The following is a 15,529-nucleotide window of genomic DNA, read 5'->3' as shown; positions in this document are numbered from 1 at the left end:
CCGCTGCGACTGTAATGCTTGCAGAACCTTGCAGCAAGGCTCTGCGGGGTCGGATGTCAGAGCGGCAGCTTGAAGCCCTCGTGCGACTGCTCGTAACCGAGGCTCCGGTAGAACCGGTGTGCCTCGGGGCGCTGCTTGTCCGAGGTGAGCTGAGCCAGAGCGCAGCCCCGGGCCCGGCCGCGCTCGTGCGCGTGCTCCATCAGCCGCCGGCCGATGCCCTGGCCCCGCAGCACGCGGTCCACCCGCACCGCCTCGACCAGGAGGCGGCTCGCACCGTTGCGCGAGATCCCCGGGATGAACGTCAGCTGCATGACGCCGATCACCTCTCCGTCGAGCTCGGCAACGACCAGCTCGTTGTCCGGGCTCGCGGCGATCGCCTCGAAGCCTCTGACGTGCGGCTCGCCGTAGCTGCCGGTGCGACGGGCGGCGACGGCGTCGTCGGCGATGAGCTCGACTACGCGTTCGAGGTCGTCGCGCTTCGCCTCTCGAAAGATCATGTCCATGGAAGGCACCCTACGATCGAGGGGTTGTTCCACTTCTCGAGAGGCGCATCTTCCGTGACCAGCTCTCCCGCGTCCGCCAGCCCGGAAGCGACGCCGCGCAGCTCCTGGATCGCGCTCGCCGTGCTCATCCTCGGCGTCTCGATGGCCCTGCTCGACACGACGATCGTCAACGTCGCGCTGCCGACCATCCGCACGTCCCTCGACGCGTCCGAGGGCACACTCTCGTGGATCATCTCCGGGTACGCGCTCGCCTACGGCCTGGCCCTCATCCCGGCCGGCCGGGTGGGCGACCGGGTGGGCCACAAGTGGGTGTTCGTCGTGGGCCTCGCGGGCTTCACGCTCGCGAGCCTGTGGTGCGGGCTCGCGGACGGCGCCACCGAGCTGATCGTGGCCCGTGTGGTGCAGGGCCTGTGCGGCGGCATCTTCTTCCCGGCGGTGACGGCGCTGATCCAGCTCATGTTCGCCGGCCGCACGCGCGGCAGGGCGTTCGCGGTGATGGGCGCGGCCATCGGGTTCTCCACCGCACTCGGGCCGATCGTCGGCGGCCTGCTCATCGAGGCGTTCGGCGAGAACGAGGGCTGGCGCTCGATCTTCTTCGTCAACCTGCCCTTCGGGGTGATCGCCGTCGCCGCGGCGATCGTGCTGCTGCCCCGCATCGTCGTGGGCAGCTCCGCCCGCGGGGTCGACGTCGTGGGGCTGCTGCTGATCTCGGTCGCGCTCGTCGCCGTGCTGGTGCCGCTCATCGAGGGTGAGGACGCCGGCTGGCCGTGGTGGACCTGGGCGTCGCTGGTGGGCGGCCTGCTGCTGCTCGTCGCGTTCGCGTTCTGGGAGCGCCGGGTCGCGGGACGCGGCGGCAGCCCGCTCGTGCCGCCCCGCCTGTTCGCGCACGCCGCGTTCACCGGCGGCGTGATCCTCGCGCTGGTCTACTTCGCGGCGTTCACCAGCATCTTCTTCACGATCTCGATCTTCTGGCAGTCGGGCCTGGGTCATTCCGCACTGGCGTCGGGGATCGTGTCGGTGCCGTTCGCCATCGGGTCGATAGTCGGCGCGTCGCAGAGCGAACGGCTGACACACCGCCTCGGCCGGACCGTGCTCGTCATCGGTACGGGCATGGTCGCGCTCGGGCTCGTGTCGCTCTGGCTGGTGCTCTGGCTGGTGCCGACCGGCGACCTCACCCACTGGACCCTCGCGGCGCCCCTGCTGGTCGGCGGCATCGGCAGCGGCCTGTTCATCGCGCCGAACGCCCAGTTCATCGTCGCCACCGTGGATCGTGACCAGGCGGGCGCGGCGTCCGGCGTGATCGGCACGATGCAGCGCGTCGGCTCGGCGGCGGGCATCGCCGTCGTCGGCTCGGTGCTCTTCGGGTCGCTCACGTTCCCGCCCGGACGCCCGACACCCGAGGTGGTCGCCGACGCCTTCGCGCACGGAGCGACGATGGCGATGGCGATGGCGACGAGCGCCGCGCTCGCCGTGGCGGCTTTCCTGCTGGTCTTCACACTCCCGCGCCGGGCGGACGACCGGGTACGACCCAGCTAGCCCGCGAGGTGGCTCCACCTCGGCGCGAGAGCGGCCCACGGCCCAACGTCGGCCACCTTGCCGTCCACCAGCACGACGACGCGGTCCGCACGCGCGAGCGCCGCACGCTTCGACGTCGCGCCGACCACCGTGGTGCCCCGCTCGCGCAGGGCGGTCCACAGCTCGATCTCGGTCGAGGCGTCCAACGCGCTGGAGACGTCGTCGGCCAGGAGGAGCTCGGTGTCGGCGGCCAGCGCCCGCGCGAGCGCGAGCCGCTGCACCTGCCCGCCGGACAGGCGCACGCCGCGGTGCCCCACGAGCGCGTGCGGGCCGCCGGCCTCCTCCATGTCCTGTGCCAGCCGTGCGCCTTGGACGGGGCCCACGATGTCGCGAGCGTGGTCCAGCCGCACGTTGTCCGAGAACGTGCCGGAGAGCACCCGTGGCACCTGGGCCACGTGCGCCACCTGACCGGGACGCAAGAACGCCTGGGCGTCCGTCACCTCCGTGCCGTTCCACCGGACCTCGCCGGTGTGCTCCATGAGGCCGGCCAGCGCGGACAGCAGCGACGACTTGCCCGAGCCGACCTGGCCCAGGAGCAGCACCAGCTCGCCACGCCTGATCTCGAGGTCGACGTCGGAGACGCCGATCGTGCCGTCGTCGTGCACGGCCGTCAGGTCGCACAGCTCCAGGCGGTCCAGGGGCTCGCGCCGGGTGGGCTCGGGAGCGGGCGCGGTGCCCGTCACGAGGTCCACGTCGCGCTGCCGCGACACGAGGTCGGTGCCGCCGGCGAACCGGGCCGTGGCGACCTGCCAGGCCCGGGTACCGGGGGCCTCGGTGACGACCGCACCCGCCACGACGCCGAACCAGGCGAAGCCCATCACGGCGCTCGCCACGAGCAGCGTCGTGGCCAGGTCCCACCGGTCGGTGAGGAAGAACGACCACGCCGCGACGACACCCGCGTACAGGGTCACGAGCGGCACCGAGTCAAGGACCGCCTGCACCCGGTGCTCGAAGATCGCCGCCGTCACGCGGCCTGCGTCGATCTCGCCGAGGTGCCTGCGCACGTCGGGCGTGCGGGCGGCCAGCTTGACCGTGCGCGCCGAGTCGAGCGCCGAGACCAGGGCTCGGCCGAAGCGTGCACGCGCCGCGGAGGAACCCGCGGCCGACCGACCGGCGATCGGCCGTCCGACGGCCGAGGCCAGCGCCGACACGACCATGACCGCCAGCAGGACGGCGCCCGCGGTCCACGTGCCGCTGATCAGCGCGGTGACCGCGACGATCGCGAGGCCGTTGACGAAGTCGACCCAGCGGTCCGCGTACCGCACGAACCGGTCGGCGTCCATGGACCGGGCCACCACCTCGCCCGGCGGCGTGGCCGGGAGCCGGTACTGCCGGGTCTGGCCGTGCATGACGGACATCCGGATCCGCAGCAGCACCTCGACCCACCAGCGCGGGTACACGCCCAGCGCGCGGGAGATGAACAGCGGCTGCATCAGCAGCAGCACGGCGAGCGCGACCAGCAGGTCCACCGGCAGCTCGCCGGTGCCGACGCGCTCGACGGTGCGGCCCCACAAGAATCCGGTGACCGCGCCCTGGGCCGCCACCAGGCTCGCCAGGAGGAACAGGACGGCCCCGAACAGGCCCCACTTGGGGCGCACGAAGAGCGCGTGCAGCACACCCCGCGCGAGGCTCGGCCCGGTGCCCGGCTCGGGCAGGTCGGGCGGTGTCCCGGCCCGTCGGCGGCCACCGACGGCGTCGGGTTCTGCCGTGGCGGTGTCGCTCGCGGCGACTGCGCCGGGCTCAGCCGTTGCCGCTTCGGGGGCTGCGACCGTCTGGGCCCGCACCTCGGCAGCGGAGTCGGTCTCGCTACCCGCCGCGGCGCCGTCCAGCGAACCGTCGCTCGCGCCGGCCTCGAGCAGCGTGCGGAACGGACCGGGCACACGAGCGAGCTCGGCGCGCCGCCCCTGCTGGACCACGCGGCCGTGGTCCAGCACGGCGACCAGACCAGCTCGCTCGATGGTGCCGAGGCGGTGCGCGATGAGCACGCCGGTACGGCCGGTCAGCAGCCGGTCCGACGCCGCCACCACGCGCGCCTCGGTGAGCGGGTCCATCCGCGCGGTCGCCTCGTCGAGCACCACCAGCTGCACGTGCCGCACGAGGAGCCGCGCGAACGCGACGAGCTGCTCCTCGCCGGCCGACAGCGTGGTACCACCCGGCCCGAGCAGGGTCTCCAGGCCATCGGGCATGCCTTCGACCCAGTCCGTCAGGCCGAGCTCGCGCACCGCACCCTCGATGTCGGCGCGCGGCACGTCGGCGAACAGAGCGATGTTCTCCGCGAGCGTCCCCGCGATGATCTCGGTGCGCTGCGTGACGACGCCCACGGCGCCGCGCAGCTTCTGCAGATCCAGGTCGCGCACGTCTGCACCGCCGAGGAAGACCGAACCGGGGTCCGGCTCCACCGCGCGGGACATCAGCGCGGCCAGCGTCGACTTGCCCGAGCCCGTGCGGCCCACGAGCGCGATCGTCTCCCCCGCGGGTACGGACAGGTCCACGCCGCTCAGCGCGAACGTGCCCTCGGCGTACGCGAAGGTCAGGTCCCGCACCTCGAGCCCGAGTGGCCCGTCCGGCAGTTCGTCGCCGCCGTCGGGCTCCGGCTCGACCGCGAGCATCTGGCGGATGCGCAGCACCGCGCCGAGGCCCTCCTGGATGTCCGGCAGGTGGTGGACAAGGTTGTCCATCTGGCCCACGAACATCGCGGTGACCAGGAACAGCGTGACCAGCTGGTCCACCGACAAGCCGCCGCCGGAGGCGACGACCGCACAGACGACGGCGGTCCCTGCCAGCAGCGCGTACATCACCAGACCGGCACGCCGCAGCAGCGTCTCCTCGACGCGTACCACGGCCTTGAACTTGTCGTGCACCACCGCCGAGAGCTGCGCGACGCGCCGCACGGCGAACGCCTGCCCCAGGCTGGTGCGCAGGTCGTTCCGGGCGGCGACGGCCTCCTCGAAGGCCGCAGCGTGGTCGGTCCACGCCGCCTCCTCGATCACCTTGCGGCGCGAGATCTCGCCGAGCAGCGGCCGGGTGAGCAGCGCGACGACTCCGCCCAGCACGGGGAACAGGAACCAGGCCGGCCACCAGGTCACGCCGGCGATGATCCACATGGGAACAACCCCGACCACCGTGCGGCCGGCGCCCCAGAGCTGACGGCGCACGAGGGTGCCGACGGCATGCGTGTCGTCGTCGACCCGGTCGAGCACCTCACCCACCGCCTGCTCGGACAGCGTCGCGAGCGGCTGGCGCAGCGCGGCGCTGAGCAGGTCGCTCCGCAGCTTGCCCTCTGCGCGGTCCACGACGCTGGCCCAGACGACCTGCCCGACGCCGTCGAACAGCGCGCCGCCCACCACGCACACGGCGAGCAGCACGAGCCCGACGACGGTCGCGTCCGCCGCCAGCTGCCCGGCCGCAACCGTGCCGAGCGCCTGACCCACAGCACCCGCGGTGAGGGCGAGCAGGGCGATCACCGCGGCCGGACCGCGCAGCCGGCGCCAGTCGAGCCGGCGGTCCGGGTCGTCCGTCAGCACGGGCGCAGGGCGAGGCGACGCCTCGGGAAAGGGCGTGGTCTCAGGGGTCTGCGGTGCGTCGATCATGGTTTCCTGAGGCTACGTCGAGACACCGACAGTCCCCGCCTCTTTTTCCGCAGAGCGACGAGCGTCACGCCCGCCCCGCGAAGTAGAACCCTGGCGAGACAGAACCAGGGCGAGACAGATCGGCGGTGGTCGCCGCCGTTCTGTCTCGCCCTGGTTCTACTTCGCCCCGGTTCTACTTCGCCGAGGTTTCTACTTCGTCAGAGGGACGCGAGCGCCTCGTTGAACGTCTTGCTCGGGCGCATCACCGCGTTGACCTTCGCCTCGTCCGGGCGGTAGTACCCACCGATGTCGGCAGGCTTGCCCTGGACCGCGAGCAGCTCCTCCACGATGGCCTGCTCGCTCGCGGCAAGCGCCTCGGCGAGGGGCTTGAACGTGGCGGCGAGCTCGGCGTCGTCGGACTGCGTGGCCAGCTCCTGCGCCCAGTACAGACCCAGGTAGAAGTGCGAGCCGCGGTTGTCGATCGTGCCGAGCTTGCGGCCCGGGGAGCGGTCCTCGCCCAGGAACGTCCCGGTGGCCCGGTCGAGCGTGTCGGCCAGGACCTGGGCCCGGGCGTTGCCCTCGTTCACCGCGAGGTGCTCGAAGGACGCGGCCAGCGCGAAGAACTCACCGAGCGAGTCCCAGCGCAGGTAGTCCTCCTCGACGAGCTGCTGGACGTGCTTCGGCGCGGAGCCGCCGGCGCCCGTCTCGAACAGGCCGCCACCGTTCATCAGCGGCACGATCGACAGCATCTTCGCCGACGTGCCGACCTCGAGGATCGGGAACAGGTCGGTGTTGTAGTCGCGCAGCACGTTGCCGGTCACCGAGATGGTGTCCAGGCCCTGGCGGATGCGGGCCAGCGAGTACGCCGTCGCCTCCGCCGGGTCCATGATCAGGATCTCGAGGCCCTCGGTGTCGTGCTCCGGCAGGTACTGCTCGATCTTCTTGATCAGGTTCGCGTCGTGCGCGCGGCGCGAGTTGAGCCAGAACACGGCGGGGGTCGCGGAGGCGCGGGCCCGCGTGACGGCCAGCTTGATCCAGTCGCGGATCGGGGCGTCCTTGGTCTGGCAGGCACGCCAGACGTCGCCGACACGGACCGCGTGCTCGATGACGACGTCGCCGGCGCCGTTGACGATGCGCACGGTGCCGTCGGTAGTGATCTCGAACGTCTTGTCGTGCGAGCCGTACTCCTCGGCGGCCTGCGCCATGAGGCCCACGTTCGGGACGGAGCCCATCGTGGCCGGGTCGAGGGCGCCGTTGGCGCGGCAGTCGTCGATGACGGTCTGGTAGATCCCGGCGTAGGACGAGTCGGGGATCACCGCGAGGGTGTCGGCCTCCTCGCCGTCGGGCCCCCACATGTGGCCACCGATACGGATCATGGCGGGCATCGAGGCGTCGACGATGACGTCGGACGGTACGTGCAGGTTGGTGATGCCCTTGTCGGAGTTCACCATCGCCATCTTCGGGCCGTCGGCCAGCGCGGCGTCGAACGCGGCGCGGATCTCGGCGCCGTTCGGCAGCTCGGCGAGCCCGGCGAAGATGCCGCCGAGGCCGTCGTTCGCCGACAGGCCGGCGGCGGCCAGGTCCTGGCCGTACTTCTCGAAGACCGGCTTGAAGAAGGACCTCACCACGTGGCCGAAGATGATCGGGTCGGAGACCTTCATCATCGTCGCCTTGAGGTGCACGGAGAACAGCACGCCCTCGGCCTTCGCCCGCTCGATCGACTCGAGCAGGAACGCGTCCAGCGCGGCGCCGTCGATGAACGTACCGTCCACCACCTCGCCGGCGAGGACGGGCAGCGACTCCTTGAGCACGGTGACGGTGCCGTCGGCGGCGACGTGCTCGATGCGCAGGGTGTCGTCGGCCTCGATGACCACCGACTTCTCGTTGGAGAAGAAGTCGTCGTGGCCCATGGTCGCGACGTTCGTCCTCGAGTCGGGCGTCCACGCACCCATGCGGTGCGGGTGCGCCTTCGCGTAGTTCTTGACCGACGCCGGTGCGCGGCGGTCGGAGTTGCCCTGACGGAGCACCGGGTTCACGGCGGAGCCCATGACGCGGCCGTAGCGCTCGCGCGCGTCCTTCTCGGCGTCGGTCCGGGCGTTCTCCGGGAAGTCGGGCAGGTCGTAGCCGAGGCCCTGGAGCTCGGCGATGGCGGCCTTCAGCTGCGGCAGCGACGCCGAGATGTTGGGCAGCTTGATGATGTTGGCGGACGGGTCGTGCGCGAGCTCGCCGAGCTCGGCGAGCGCGTCGGCCTGACGCTGCTCGTCCGTGAGCCGCTCCGGGAACTGCGCGATGATCCGGCCGGCGAGCGAGATGTCGCGGGTCTCGACGTCCACACCGGCCTTTGCCGCGTATGCCGAGACGATCGGCAGGAACGAGTACGTCGCCAGAAGCGGGGCTTCGTCCGTGTGGGTATAGATGATCTTGGACATGGGTGTGGCTGACTCCCCGGGTGTTGGAATGTGCCGATCTCTCGACATCAAGATACCTGAGCCGACCCCTCGTCCCAGAATCGCGAGACGCACCTCACGCCCGACGTGTCAGACGCCCAGGTCACTCGGGTGACCTGGGCGTCTGACACGTCGGGCGGCGGTGGGTCAGACCAGACCCAGGGAACGGACGGCGTCGCGCTCCTCGGCCAGCTCGGCGACGCTCGCGTCGATCCGTGCGCGGGAGAACTCGTCGATCTCGAGGCCCTCGACGATCTTCCACTCGCCGGTGCCGTCCGACGTCACGGGGAAGGAGGAGACGAGCCCCTCCGGGACGCCGTACTCGCCGGAGGACCAGAGGCCCGCCGAGGTCCAGTCGCCCTCGGGCGTGCCGAGCGTCCAGTCGCGCACGTGCGCGATCGCAGCGTTGGCCGCCGACGCCGCCGACGAGGCCCCGCGCGCCTTGATGATCGCCGCCCCGCGCTTGGCCACGGTCGGGATGAAGTCGTCGGTGAGCCAGGTCGTGTCCGCGGCGATCTCGGCCCCAGGCCGCCCGCCGACCTCCGCGTGGAACAGGTCGGGGTACTGCGAGGCGGAGTGGTTGCCCCAGATCGTGAGCTTCTTGATGTCCGCGACGGCGGTCCCGGTCCTGGACGCGACCTGCGAGAGCGCGCGGTTGTGGTCGAGCCGGGTCATCGCGGTGAACCGCGTGGCCGGCACGTCGGGCGCGTTCGTCGCCGCGATGAGCGCGTTGGTGTTCGCGGGGTTGCCGACCACCAGCACACGGACGTCGGAGGCGGCGCCGTCGTTGATCGCACGACCCTGCGGGCCGAAGATGCCGCCGTTGGCCTCCAGGAGGTCCGCGCGCTCCATACCGGCCCCGCGCGGACGGGCACCGACGAGGAGCGCCACGTTCACCCCGTCGAAGGCCTTGACCGGGTCGTCGAAGATCTCGACGCCGGCCAGGGTCGGGAAGGCGCAGTCGTCGAGCTCCATCGCCGTACCCTCTGCGGCGGCGACGGCCTGGGGGATCTCGAGGAGGCGGAGCCGTACTGGCGTGTCCGCGCCGAGCATCTCGCCCGCGGCTATGCGGAAGAGCAGCGCGTACCCGATCTGGCCAGCGGCTCCGGTGACGGTGACATTCACGGGTTCAGTCATGACCCCACTCTTGCATCGACCGGCCCGCCTCGCCCAGCCCCCACGCAACATCCGTCCGCAAGGCCCCGGCGGCCGTCGAAGACCGGACCTAGACGATGCCGTAGGGCACAGCATGAGTACGGTGAAGAAAATACCTGCGGGCATTCAGGTATTGCTCAGCCAGGTAATGGCAGGATGTGCGCGACATCGCACGCACGCCGCCACAACGCGCACCGAATCGGTGTGCCACTGAAAGGATCTGACTTCATGTCCCAGGACCTCGCCGCGACCCGCGGCGTCACCGAGGTCGAGGAGCGGTCTCCGAGCCTGCTCGTTCGCCTGCTCGCCGAGACGTTCGGCACGTTCCTGCTGACGCTCGTGATCGTGGGGATGCTCGTCTACGGCCCGCTGAACTCGGCCCAGGCGCTCGGCATCGCGCTCGGTGGTGCCTTCGCGTACATCGCGGGTGCCGCTGCCGTCGGTCGCATCTCCGGCGCGCACTTCAACCCGGCGATCTCGCTGGGCGCCTGGCTCGGTGGGCGTATCTCGGTCGGCAGCATGTTCAGCTACTGGGGTGCGCAGCTCGTCGGCGCCATCCTGGCCGCTGCCGTGCTCTTCACGACGCTTCCCCGCGCCCTCGTCGAGCTGCTCGGCAAGGAGGACACGCAGGGCGTCTTCAGCTCGGCGGTGAACGGCTTCGGGGAGCTCTCCCCGCTCTACCTGCAGACGCAGGGCGGGGCCCAGTTCGACTGGTTCCCGGCGCTGCTGGTCGAGGTCATCATCTCCGCGGTGCTCGTGGGCGTGTACCTGGGCGCCAACGACCCGCGCCGCCCGCTCGGCTACGGTCCGCTCGCCGTCGGTAGCGCCATCGCCGCGCTGACCCTGATCTCGTGGTTCATCACCAACACCGGCATGAACCCTGCTCGCTCGACCGCCGCCGCGATCTTCGCGGGCGAGTGGGGCCAGCTCTGGCTGTTCTGGGTCGCCCCGCTCGTCGGCGCCGCCCTGGCCGCCCTCTTCTACCGCGCGTTCGGCTCGAACGAGACCGAGGAGACGGAGGAGCTGGACCTCGACGAGGACGACGACGATCTCGATGACGACGACGTCGTAGTGGTCGAGGAGACGGAGATCGTCGCAGCGGAGACCCCCGCCAAGGCGGAGGCGGAGACCGAGGACGAGGCGGTCACGCCCGAGCCCGCGAAGAAGGCCGACGACAAGGCCTGATCCACCGCAGCACCTGCACGACGCCGGGGCCGCACCTTCCGTACGGGAGGTGCGGCCCCGGCGTCGTGCGGGCACTGTGCAGACCGTGCGTCGATCGGCAGCCGTTTGCCGGGTCAGCTCTCCCCGGCGCTACGATCGCGGATCATGGCCGACAAGAAGCAGACCCCCGGTGACGAGCCGGAGCCGGCTACGGAACCCGAGACGGACGACCCCGCCGACGACCTCGCCGCCGACCTCGCCGCCGACACGACGGACGACGCAGCGGACGGCGCAGCGGACGGCGCGACGGACGCCGCAGAAGACGACCCGGCAGACGACGTCGCGGACGATGCTGCGGAGGTGACGCCCGCCCTGGCTGACGCCGAGCCGGCGAGCTCCAGCGCCGACGAGGCCGAGGCCGACGGCGCCGACGAGGCCGACGAGGCCGACGCCGACGAGCGGCCCACCGGCCCCTTCCCGACCCGGGTCGGCTGGGTGGTCGCCGCGTTCCTGCTCTTCTGGCCGCTGGCGATCCCGGCGCTCGTGCTGTCGATGCGGACCGCCGAGGCCAACGGCACGGGGAACGTCCGCCGGGCGGAGAAGTCCTCGGTCCGTACGCTCGACTTCGCCCTCGGCGCCGTCACGCTGGGTGTGCTCGGCATCGTCGGGCTGGCGGTCGGCATCGTCGCCGCCCCCACCTACGCGTCGTCGCTCCCGGCGGGGTTCGTCTCGGCGGTCCGGTCCTTCGTCCCGCCGGCGCTGGCCGGCCCGCTCGGCATCACCCTGCCTGACGACGGTCCTGAGGTCGCCGCGCCGACGTCGTCCCCCGACCCGAGCGACCCGTATGCCGTCCCTCTCGACCCGGACCCGTCGGCCACCGACCCGTACGCGGACGTCCCGGCGGACGACCTCGGAGAGACGCCCGAGGCCGACGACCAGACGGATCTCGCCGGGGAACCGATCCCGGAGGCGGACGAGACGGCCACGGCCGGGGCGGAGATCCCCGACCTCGCGGTGGGCGACTGCTTCGACACGTCAGCGACGTCGGGCCAGACGACGCTCTACCGGGTTCCGGTGGTCCCCTGCAGCACCGCGCACGGCGGCGAGATCTACGCCGAGACGACGGCGCCCGACAGCCTCGCGCGGAACGGCTCCGCGCCGACGCAGCAGGCGCTCTGGGATGCCGCCGACGCGTACTGCTACCCGGAGTTCACGAAGTTCGTCGGCATGCGGTGGGCCAGGTCGGAGCTGCTGTACTGGCCGATCGCGCCGTCGGAGGAGAGCTGGGCCGAGGGCGACCGCCGCATCCTGTGCGTCGTCGAGTCGGAGCAGCCGGTGACGGGCTCCCTCAAGGGCGCGGCTCGCTGACGCACGCCGGGCGGCACCCGCCGCCCGGCGGGACGGCTGCCCGGCGGAACGGCGTCAGATACTGGGCGTCGCCACGGCGAGGACGCCGATCAGCACCGCTGTCGCGCCGTACAGCACTATGTCGACGGTCCGCGTGCGGATGACGAGCCCGACCGGGCTGTCGAGCACCGCGCGGAAGATCGCACAGACCACGAGGACCACGCCGATACCGATCGCCCCGACGCGTGCCCCGGCGGTCATACCGAGCAGCACCGAGAGGGCGACGCCGAGCAGCACGAGCCAGATCGCGAGATTGCTGCGCTGGGGCTCGGGTGACGTCATGTCGGATGCCTCGCCGCTGGAGGGCTCACTGCGGTCGAGCTCCTGGCTGGTCGTCGTGGTGGTAGTCGTCAGACGTACCTCTCCGGTTCGTTCGAGCGTAGCCGTTCCGGCGGTGACCGGCTCGAGGAGCGCCGTAGCGCCACCCGGTGCGCCGGAGGCAGTCCGCGTCTCACTGAGATCCACGGCACGAGACTACAACCGAAACGTCGCGATTCTGCAGAGCCGTGACCTGCTTGCAACCTGAATACCAGTCCGTTCCCAGGTTGACGGCCCTCCCGACTACCGTGAGGTCTATGCCCACGCCTTCAGCACAGGTTCCCAGCAGCGTCGTCGTCGTGGGTGCGGGACTGGCCGGCGCGCAAACCGCCGCGGCGTTGCGGAAGCACGGTTTCGAGGGTCACGTGACGCTGCTCGGCGCGGAGGGCGTGCCGCCCTACGACCGGCCGCCGCTGTCCAAGGAGCTGCTCAAGCGCACGGAGCCGCTCTGGCTCGCCGACGACCTCGGCATCGACCTGGACGCCCTCACCGACGACCTCCGGCTCGCCGACCCGGCGGTCCGGCTCACGGTGGACCGGGAGCGCGTGGTGGTGCGGACGGCGTCCGGCGACGACGTGACGGCCGACGTCGTCGTGCTCGCCCTCGGCAGCGAACCCGTCCGGCCGGCGGGCTGGGACGCCGCCGTCACCCTGCACACCGCCGCGGACGCCGAGCGGCTGCGCGCGGCCCTCGTGCCGGGGATGCGGCTCGTCGTGGTGGGTGCGGGCTGGATCGGGGCGGAGGTCGCGGGCGTCGCCGCGGGCGCCGGCGCCCGCGTCACCGTGGTGGAGGCGGGTCCGGTACCGCTGGAGCGGCAGCTCGGCCGCCGGGTGGGCGGTCTGGTCGCCCCCTGGTACGACGCCGCCGGGGTCACCCTGGTCACGGGCGTCGCCGTCGACGAGGTGCTGTCCGGGTCGCACGAGGGTACGCGGGACGGCGCGCGCGTGACGCTGGCCGACGGCAAGGTGCTCGAGGCGGACCTGGTGCTGGCGGCGGTCGGTGCGCGGCCGGCGTCGGGCTGGCTCGCCGGCTCCCTGCCGCGCGAGTCGAACGGCGGGCTGCGGGTCAACCGCGCGGGCCGGTTCATGGGGCTGCGCTCCCCCACCGATCCCGCGGGCGGGCTGCACCTCGACGCGCTGCGCCGGGTCTGGGCGGTGGGCGACATCGCGACGCGGGAGCACCCGGTGTTCGGGCCGGTCCCCGGCGGGCACTGGTCGGCGGCCCTGCACGACCCCGACGTGACGGTCCGTGCCCTGCTCGGACTCGACGAGCGCGCCGCCGAGCCGGAGCGGGTGCGCGCACGGCTCGGGCTCGCACCGATCCCGGCGCACGCGCCGTACGTCTTCTCGCAGCAGCTGGGGCACGACCTGGCGCTGTTCGGCGCGCCGTCGCCGTTCGACGAGGTGGTGCTGCGGGGCGACCCCGCGGCGTCGGGCGGCTGGGCCGCGCTCTACCTGGAGAACGCACTGGACCGCCATCCTCGCCAGACCACGGACGGCCACCGGGTGGCGACCGTCCGGGCCGTGCTGCTGGTCGACTCCCCGCGCGAGGTGGGCCAGGTCCGCAAGCTGATGAACCGCGGCGTCCCGCTGGAGCTGGACCTGGACCGCGCCCGAAACCCGGCAACGAAGCTGAAGGACACCGTCGTCTGACCCAGTTCGCCGAGGTGGAGCGCCTGTCCGGACAGACGCTCCACCTCGGCGGGTGGGTCAGTGGGCGAAGTGGCGGGTGCCCGTGAGGTACATCGTCACGCCCGCCGCCTCTGCCGCCTTGATGACCTCCTCGTCGCGGATCGAGCCGCCCGGCTGCACGACGGCGGTGACGCCGGCGTCGAGCAGCACCTGCAGGCCGTCCGCGAACGGGAAGAACGCGTCGGACGCCGCGACGGCGCCCCGGGCACGCTCGACAGGGCCCGATTCGCCGTCGGCCAGGGTGTTGGCGCGCTCGACCGAGAGGCGGCACGAGTCGACACGGTTCACCTGGCCCATGCCGATGCCGACGGCTGCACCGTCCTTGGCCAGGAGGATCGCGTTCGACTTGGCGGCCCGCACGGCCTTCCAGGCGAAGGCGAGGTCGGCGAGGACCTCGGGCTCCGCTGCCTCGCCGGTCGCCAGGGTCCACTCCTCCGGGTTGTCCCCAGGAGCCTGGAACCGGTCGGTCGCCTGCATGAGCAGGCCGCCGGAGATCGGCCGGGTCTCGACGGCGCCCGACGGCGCCTCCGGGACGACCAGCAGCCGGATGTTCTTCTTGGCCCGCAGGATCTCCAGCGCCTCCGGCTCGAAGCCGGTCGCCACGACGACCTCGGTGAACACCGGGGCGATCTGCGCGGCCGCGGCCGCCGAGATCACGCCGTTGGCGGCGATCACGCCGCCGAACGCGCTGACCGGGTCGGTCGCGTGGGCCCGCGCGTGCGCCTCCGCGATGTCGGCGCCGACGGCGATGCCGCACGGGTTGGCGTGCTTGATGATCGCCACCGCCGGGCCCTCGTGGTCCCAGGCGGCCCGCCACGCGGCGTCGGCGTCGACGTAGTTGTTGTAGCTCATGGCCTTGCCGTGCAGCTGCTCGGCCTGGGCCAGGCCCTTGACCCCGTCGCCGCGCGTGTAGAGGGCGGCGCGCTGGTGCGGGTTCTCGCCGTAGCGCAGCACGTCCGCGCGCTCCCAGGTGCCGCCGGCCCAGGCCGGGAAGCCTGTGGACACCGGGCCCTCTGCGCCGTCCACCGTGTCGGTGGGCGAGAGCACGGAGCCCATCCAGGACGCCACGGCGACGTCGTACGTGGCGGTGTGCACGAAGGCCGCCGCCGCGAGCGCCTTGCGCTGCGCGTAGGTGAAGCCGCCGGCCCGCACGGCGGTGACGACGTCGTCGTACCGCGCCGGGTCGACGACGACGGCTACCGACGGGTGGTTCTTCGCCGCGGCGCGCACCATGGACGGTCCGCCGATGTCGATCTGCTCGACGACGGCGTCCGGCCCGGCGCCCGACGCGACGGTGGCCGCGAACGGGTAGAGGTTCACGACGACCAGCTCGAACGGCGCGATCTCGAGCTCGACGAGCTGGTCGAGGTGGTCCTGCTTGCGGGTGTCGGCGAGGATGCCGGCGTGTACGCGGGGGTGCAGGGTCTTGACCCGGCCCTCGAGGCACTCGGGGAACCCGGTGAGCTGCTCGACGGGGGTGACGGGGATCCCGGCGTCGGCGATCCGCGACGCGGTGGAGCCGGTGGAGACCAGCTCGACCCCTGCGTCGTGCAGGGCGGTCGCGAGCTCGATCAGGCCGGTCTTGTCGTAGACGCTGAGCAGGGCGCGCCGGACGGGGCGCTGCGAGTCGTCGGTGAGCTGAACGTCGGGTACGGATGGGGCGCCGGACATGGCGGTTCTCCTCGGAGTTAGCTTCGCGG

At 72.2% G+C, this 15,529-nt stretch carries 10 protein-coding genes; 4 read left to right on the top strand and 6 right to left on the bottom strand.

Annotated features, from left to right (window positions below; translation table 11 throughout):
• Positions 1–56: 56 nt before the first annotated feature.
• Positions 57–503, bottom strand: coding sequence for an N-acetyltransferase family protein (locus ACQEVI_RS16275; RefSeq protein ID WP_432900632.1), 447 nt, complete (start codon positions 501–503; stop codon positions 57–59).
• Positions 504–557: 54 nt separating this feature from the next.
• On the opposite strand from ACQEVI_RS16275, the gene ACQEVI_RS16270 reads away from it, so the two are divergent.
• Positions 558–2,039 (top strand): MFS transporter, encoded by a 1,482-nt coding sequence (locus ACQEVI_RS16270; RefSeq protein WP_432900630.1) that lies wholly within the window; start codon positions 558–560, stop codon positions 2,037–2,039.
• On the opposite strand, the gene ACQEVI_RS16265 is transcribed toward ACQEVI_RS16270, so the two are convergent.
• The 3 genes from ACQEVI_RS16265 to ACQEVI_RS16255 form a co-directional block, all read right to left on the bottom strand.
• Positions 2,036–5,668 (bottom strand): ATP-binding cassette domain-containing protein, encoded by a 3,633-nt coding sequence (locus ACQEVI_RS16265; protein ID WP_432900628.1) that lies wholly within the window; start codon positions 5,666–5,668, stop codon positions 2,036–2,038. The genes ACQEVI_RS16270 and ACQEVI_RS16265 overlap by 4 nt on opposite strands.
• Positions 5,669–5,865: 197 nt before the next feature.
• Positions 5,866–8,076, bottom strand: a complete 2,211-nt coding sequence (locus tag ACQEVI_RS16260) for an NADP-dependent isocitrate dehydrogenase (RefSeq protein WP_432900626.1) — start codon at positions 8,074–8,076, stop codon at positions 5,866–5,868.
• Positions 8,077–8,241: 165 nt separating this feature from the next.
• The gene (locus tag ACQEVI_RS16255) at positions 8,242–9,231 is read right to left on the bottom strand and encodes a malate dehydrogenase (RefSeq protein ID WP_432900624.1); all 990 of its coding nucleotides are present in this window, start codon (positions 9,229–9,231) and stop codon (positions 8,242–8,244) included.
• Positions 9,232–9,477: 246 nt separating this feature from the next.
• Here ACQEVI_RS16255 and ACQEVI_RS16250 point away from each other — a divergent pair, with 246 nt between their 5' ends.
• A complete protein-coding gene (locus tag ACQEVI_RS16250; RefSeq protein WP_432900623.1) occupies positions 9,478–10,434 on the top strand; it encodes an MIP/aquaporin family protein in 957 nt (318 codons plus the stop codon).
• A gap of 144 nt (positions 10,435–10,578) precedes the next feature.
• Positions 10,579–11,781 (top strand): septum formation family protein, encoded by a 1,203-nt coding sequence (locus ACQEVI_RS16245; protein WP_432900621.1) that lies wholly within the window; start codon positions 10,579–10,581, stop codon positions 11,779–11,781.
• A gap of 54 nt (positions 11,782–11,835) precedes the next feature.
• Here the strand turns inward: ACQEVI_RS16245 and ACQEVI_RS16240 are convergent, their stop codons facing one another.
• On the bottom strand, positions 11,836–12,285 hold the full coding sequence (locus ACQEVI_RS16240; protein WP_432900619.1) for a DUF3017 domain-containing protein: 450 nt from the start codon (positions 12,283–12,285) through the stop codon (positions 11,836–11,838).
• Positions 12,286–12,395: 110 nt separating this feature from the next.
• Between ACQEVI_RS16240 and ACQEVI_RS16235 the strand changes: the two genes are divergently transcribed.
• On the top strand, positions 12,396–13,790 hold the full coding sequence (locus tag ACQEVI_RS16235; RefSeq protein WP_432900617.1) for an NAD(P)/FAD-dependent oxidoreductase: 1,395 nt from the start codon (positions 12,396–12,398) through the stop codon (positions 13,788–13,790).
• Positions 13,791–13,847: 57 nt separating this feature from the next.
• Here ACQEVI_RS16235 and purH read toward each other — a convergent pair whose 3' ends face one another.
• Positions 13,848–15,500: a bifunctional phosphoribosylaminoimidazolecarboxamide formyltransferase/IMP cyclohydrolase gene (gene purH / locus ACQEVI_RS16230; protein ID WP_432900615.1), complete on the bottom strand. Its 1,653-nt coding sequence runs from the start codon at positions 15,498–15,500 to the stop codon at positions 13,848–13,850.
• Positions 15,501–15,529 lie beyond the last annotated feature (29 nt).

The organism is Promicromonospora sp. CA-289599, assembly GCF_050936155.1.
Lineage (GTDB): Bacteria > Actinomycetota > Actinomycetes > Actinomycetales > Cellulomonadaceae > Promicromonospora.
Note: the sequence above shows the minus strand (reverse complement) of the source record. Positions and strands in the feature narration are given on the sequence as shown.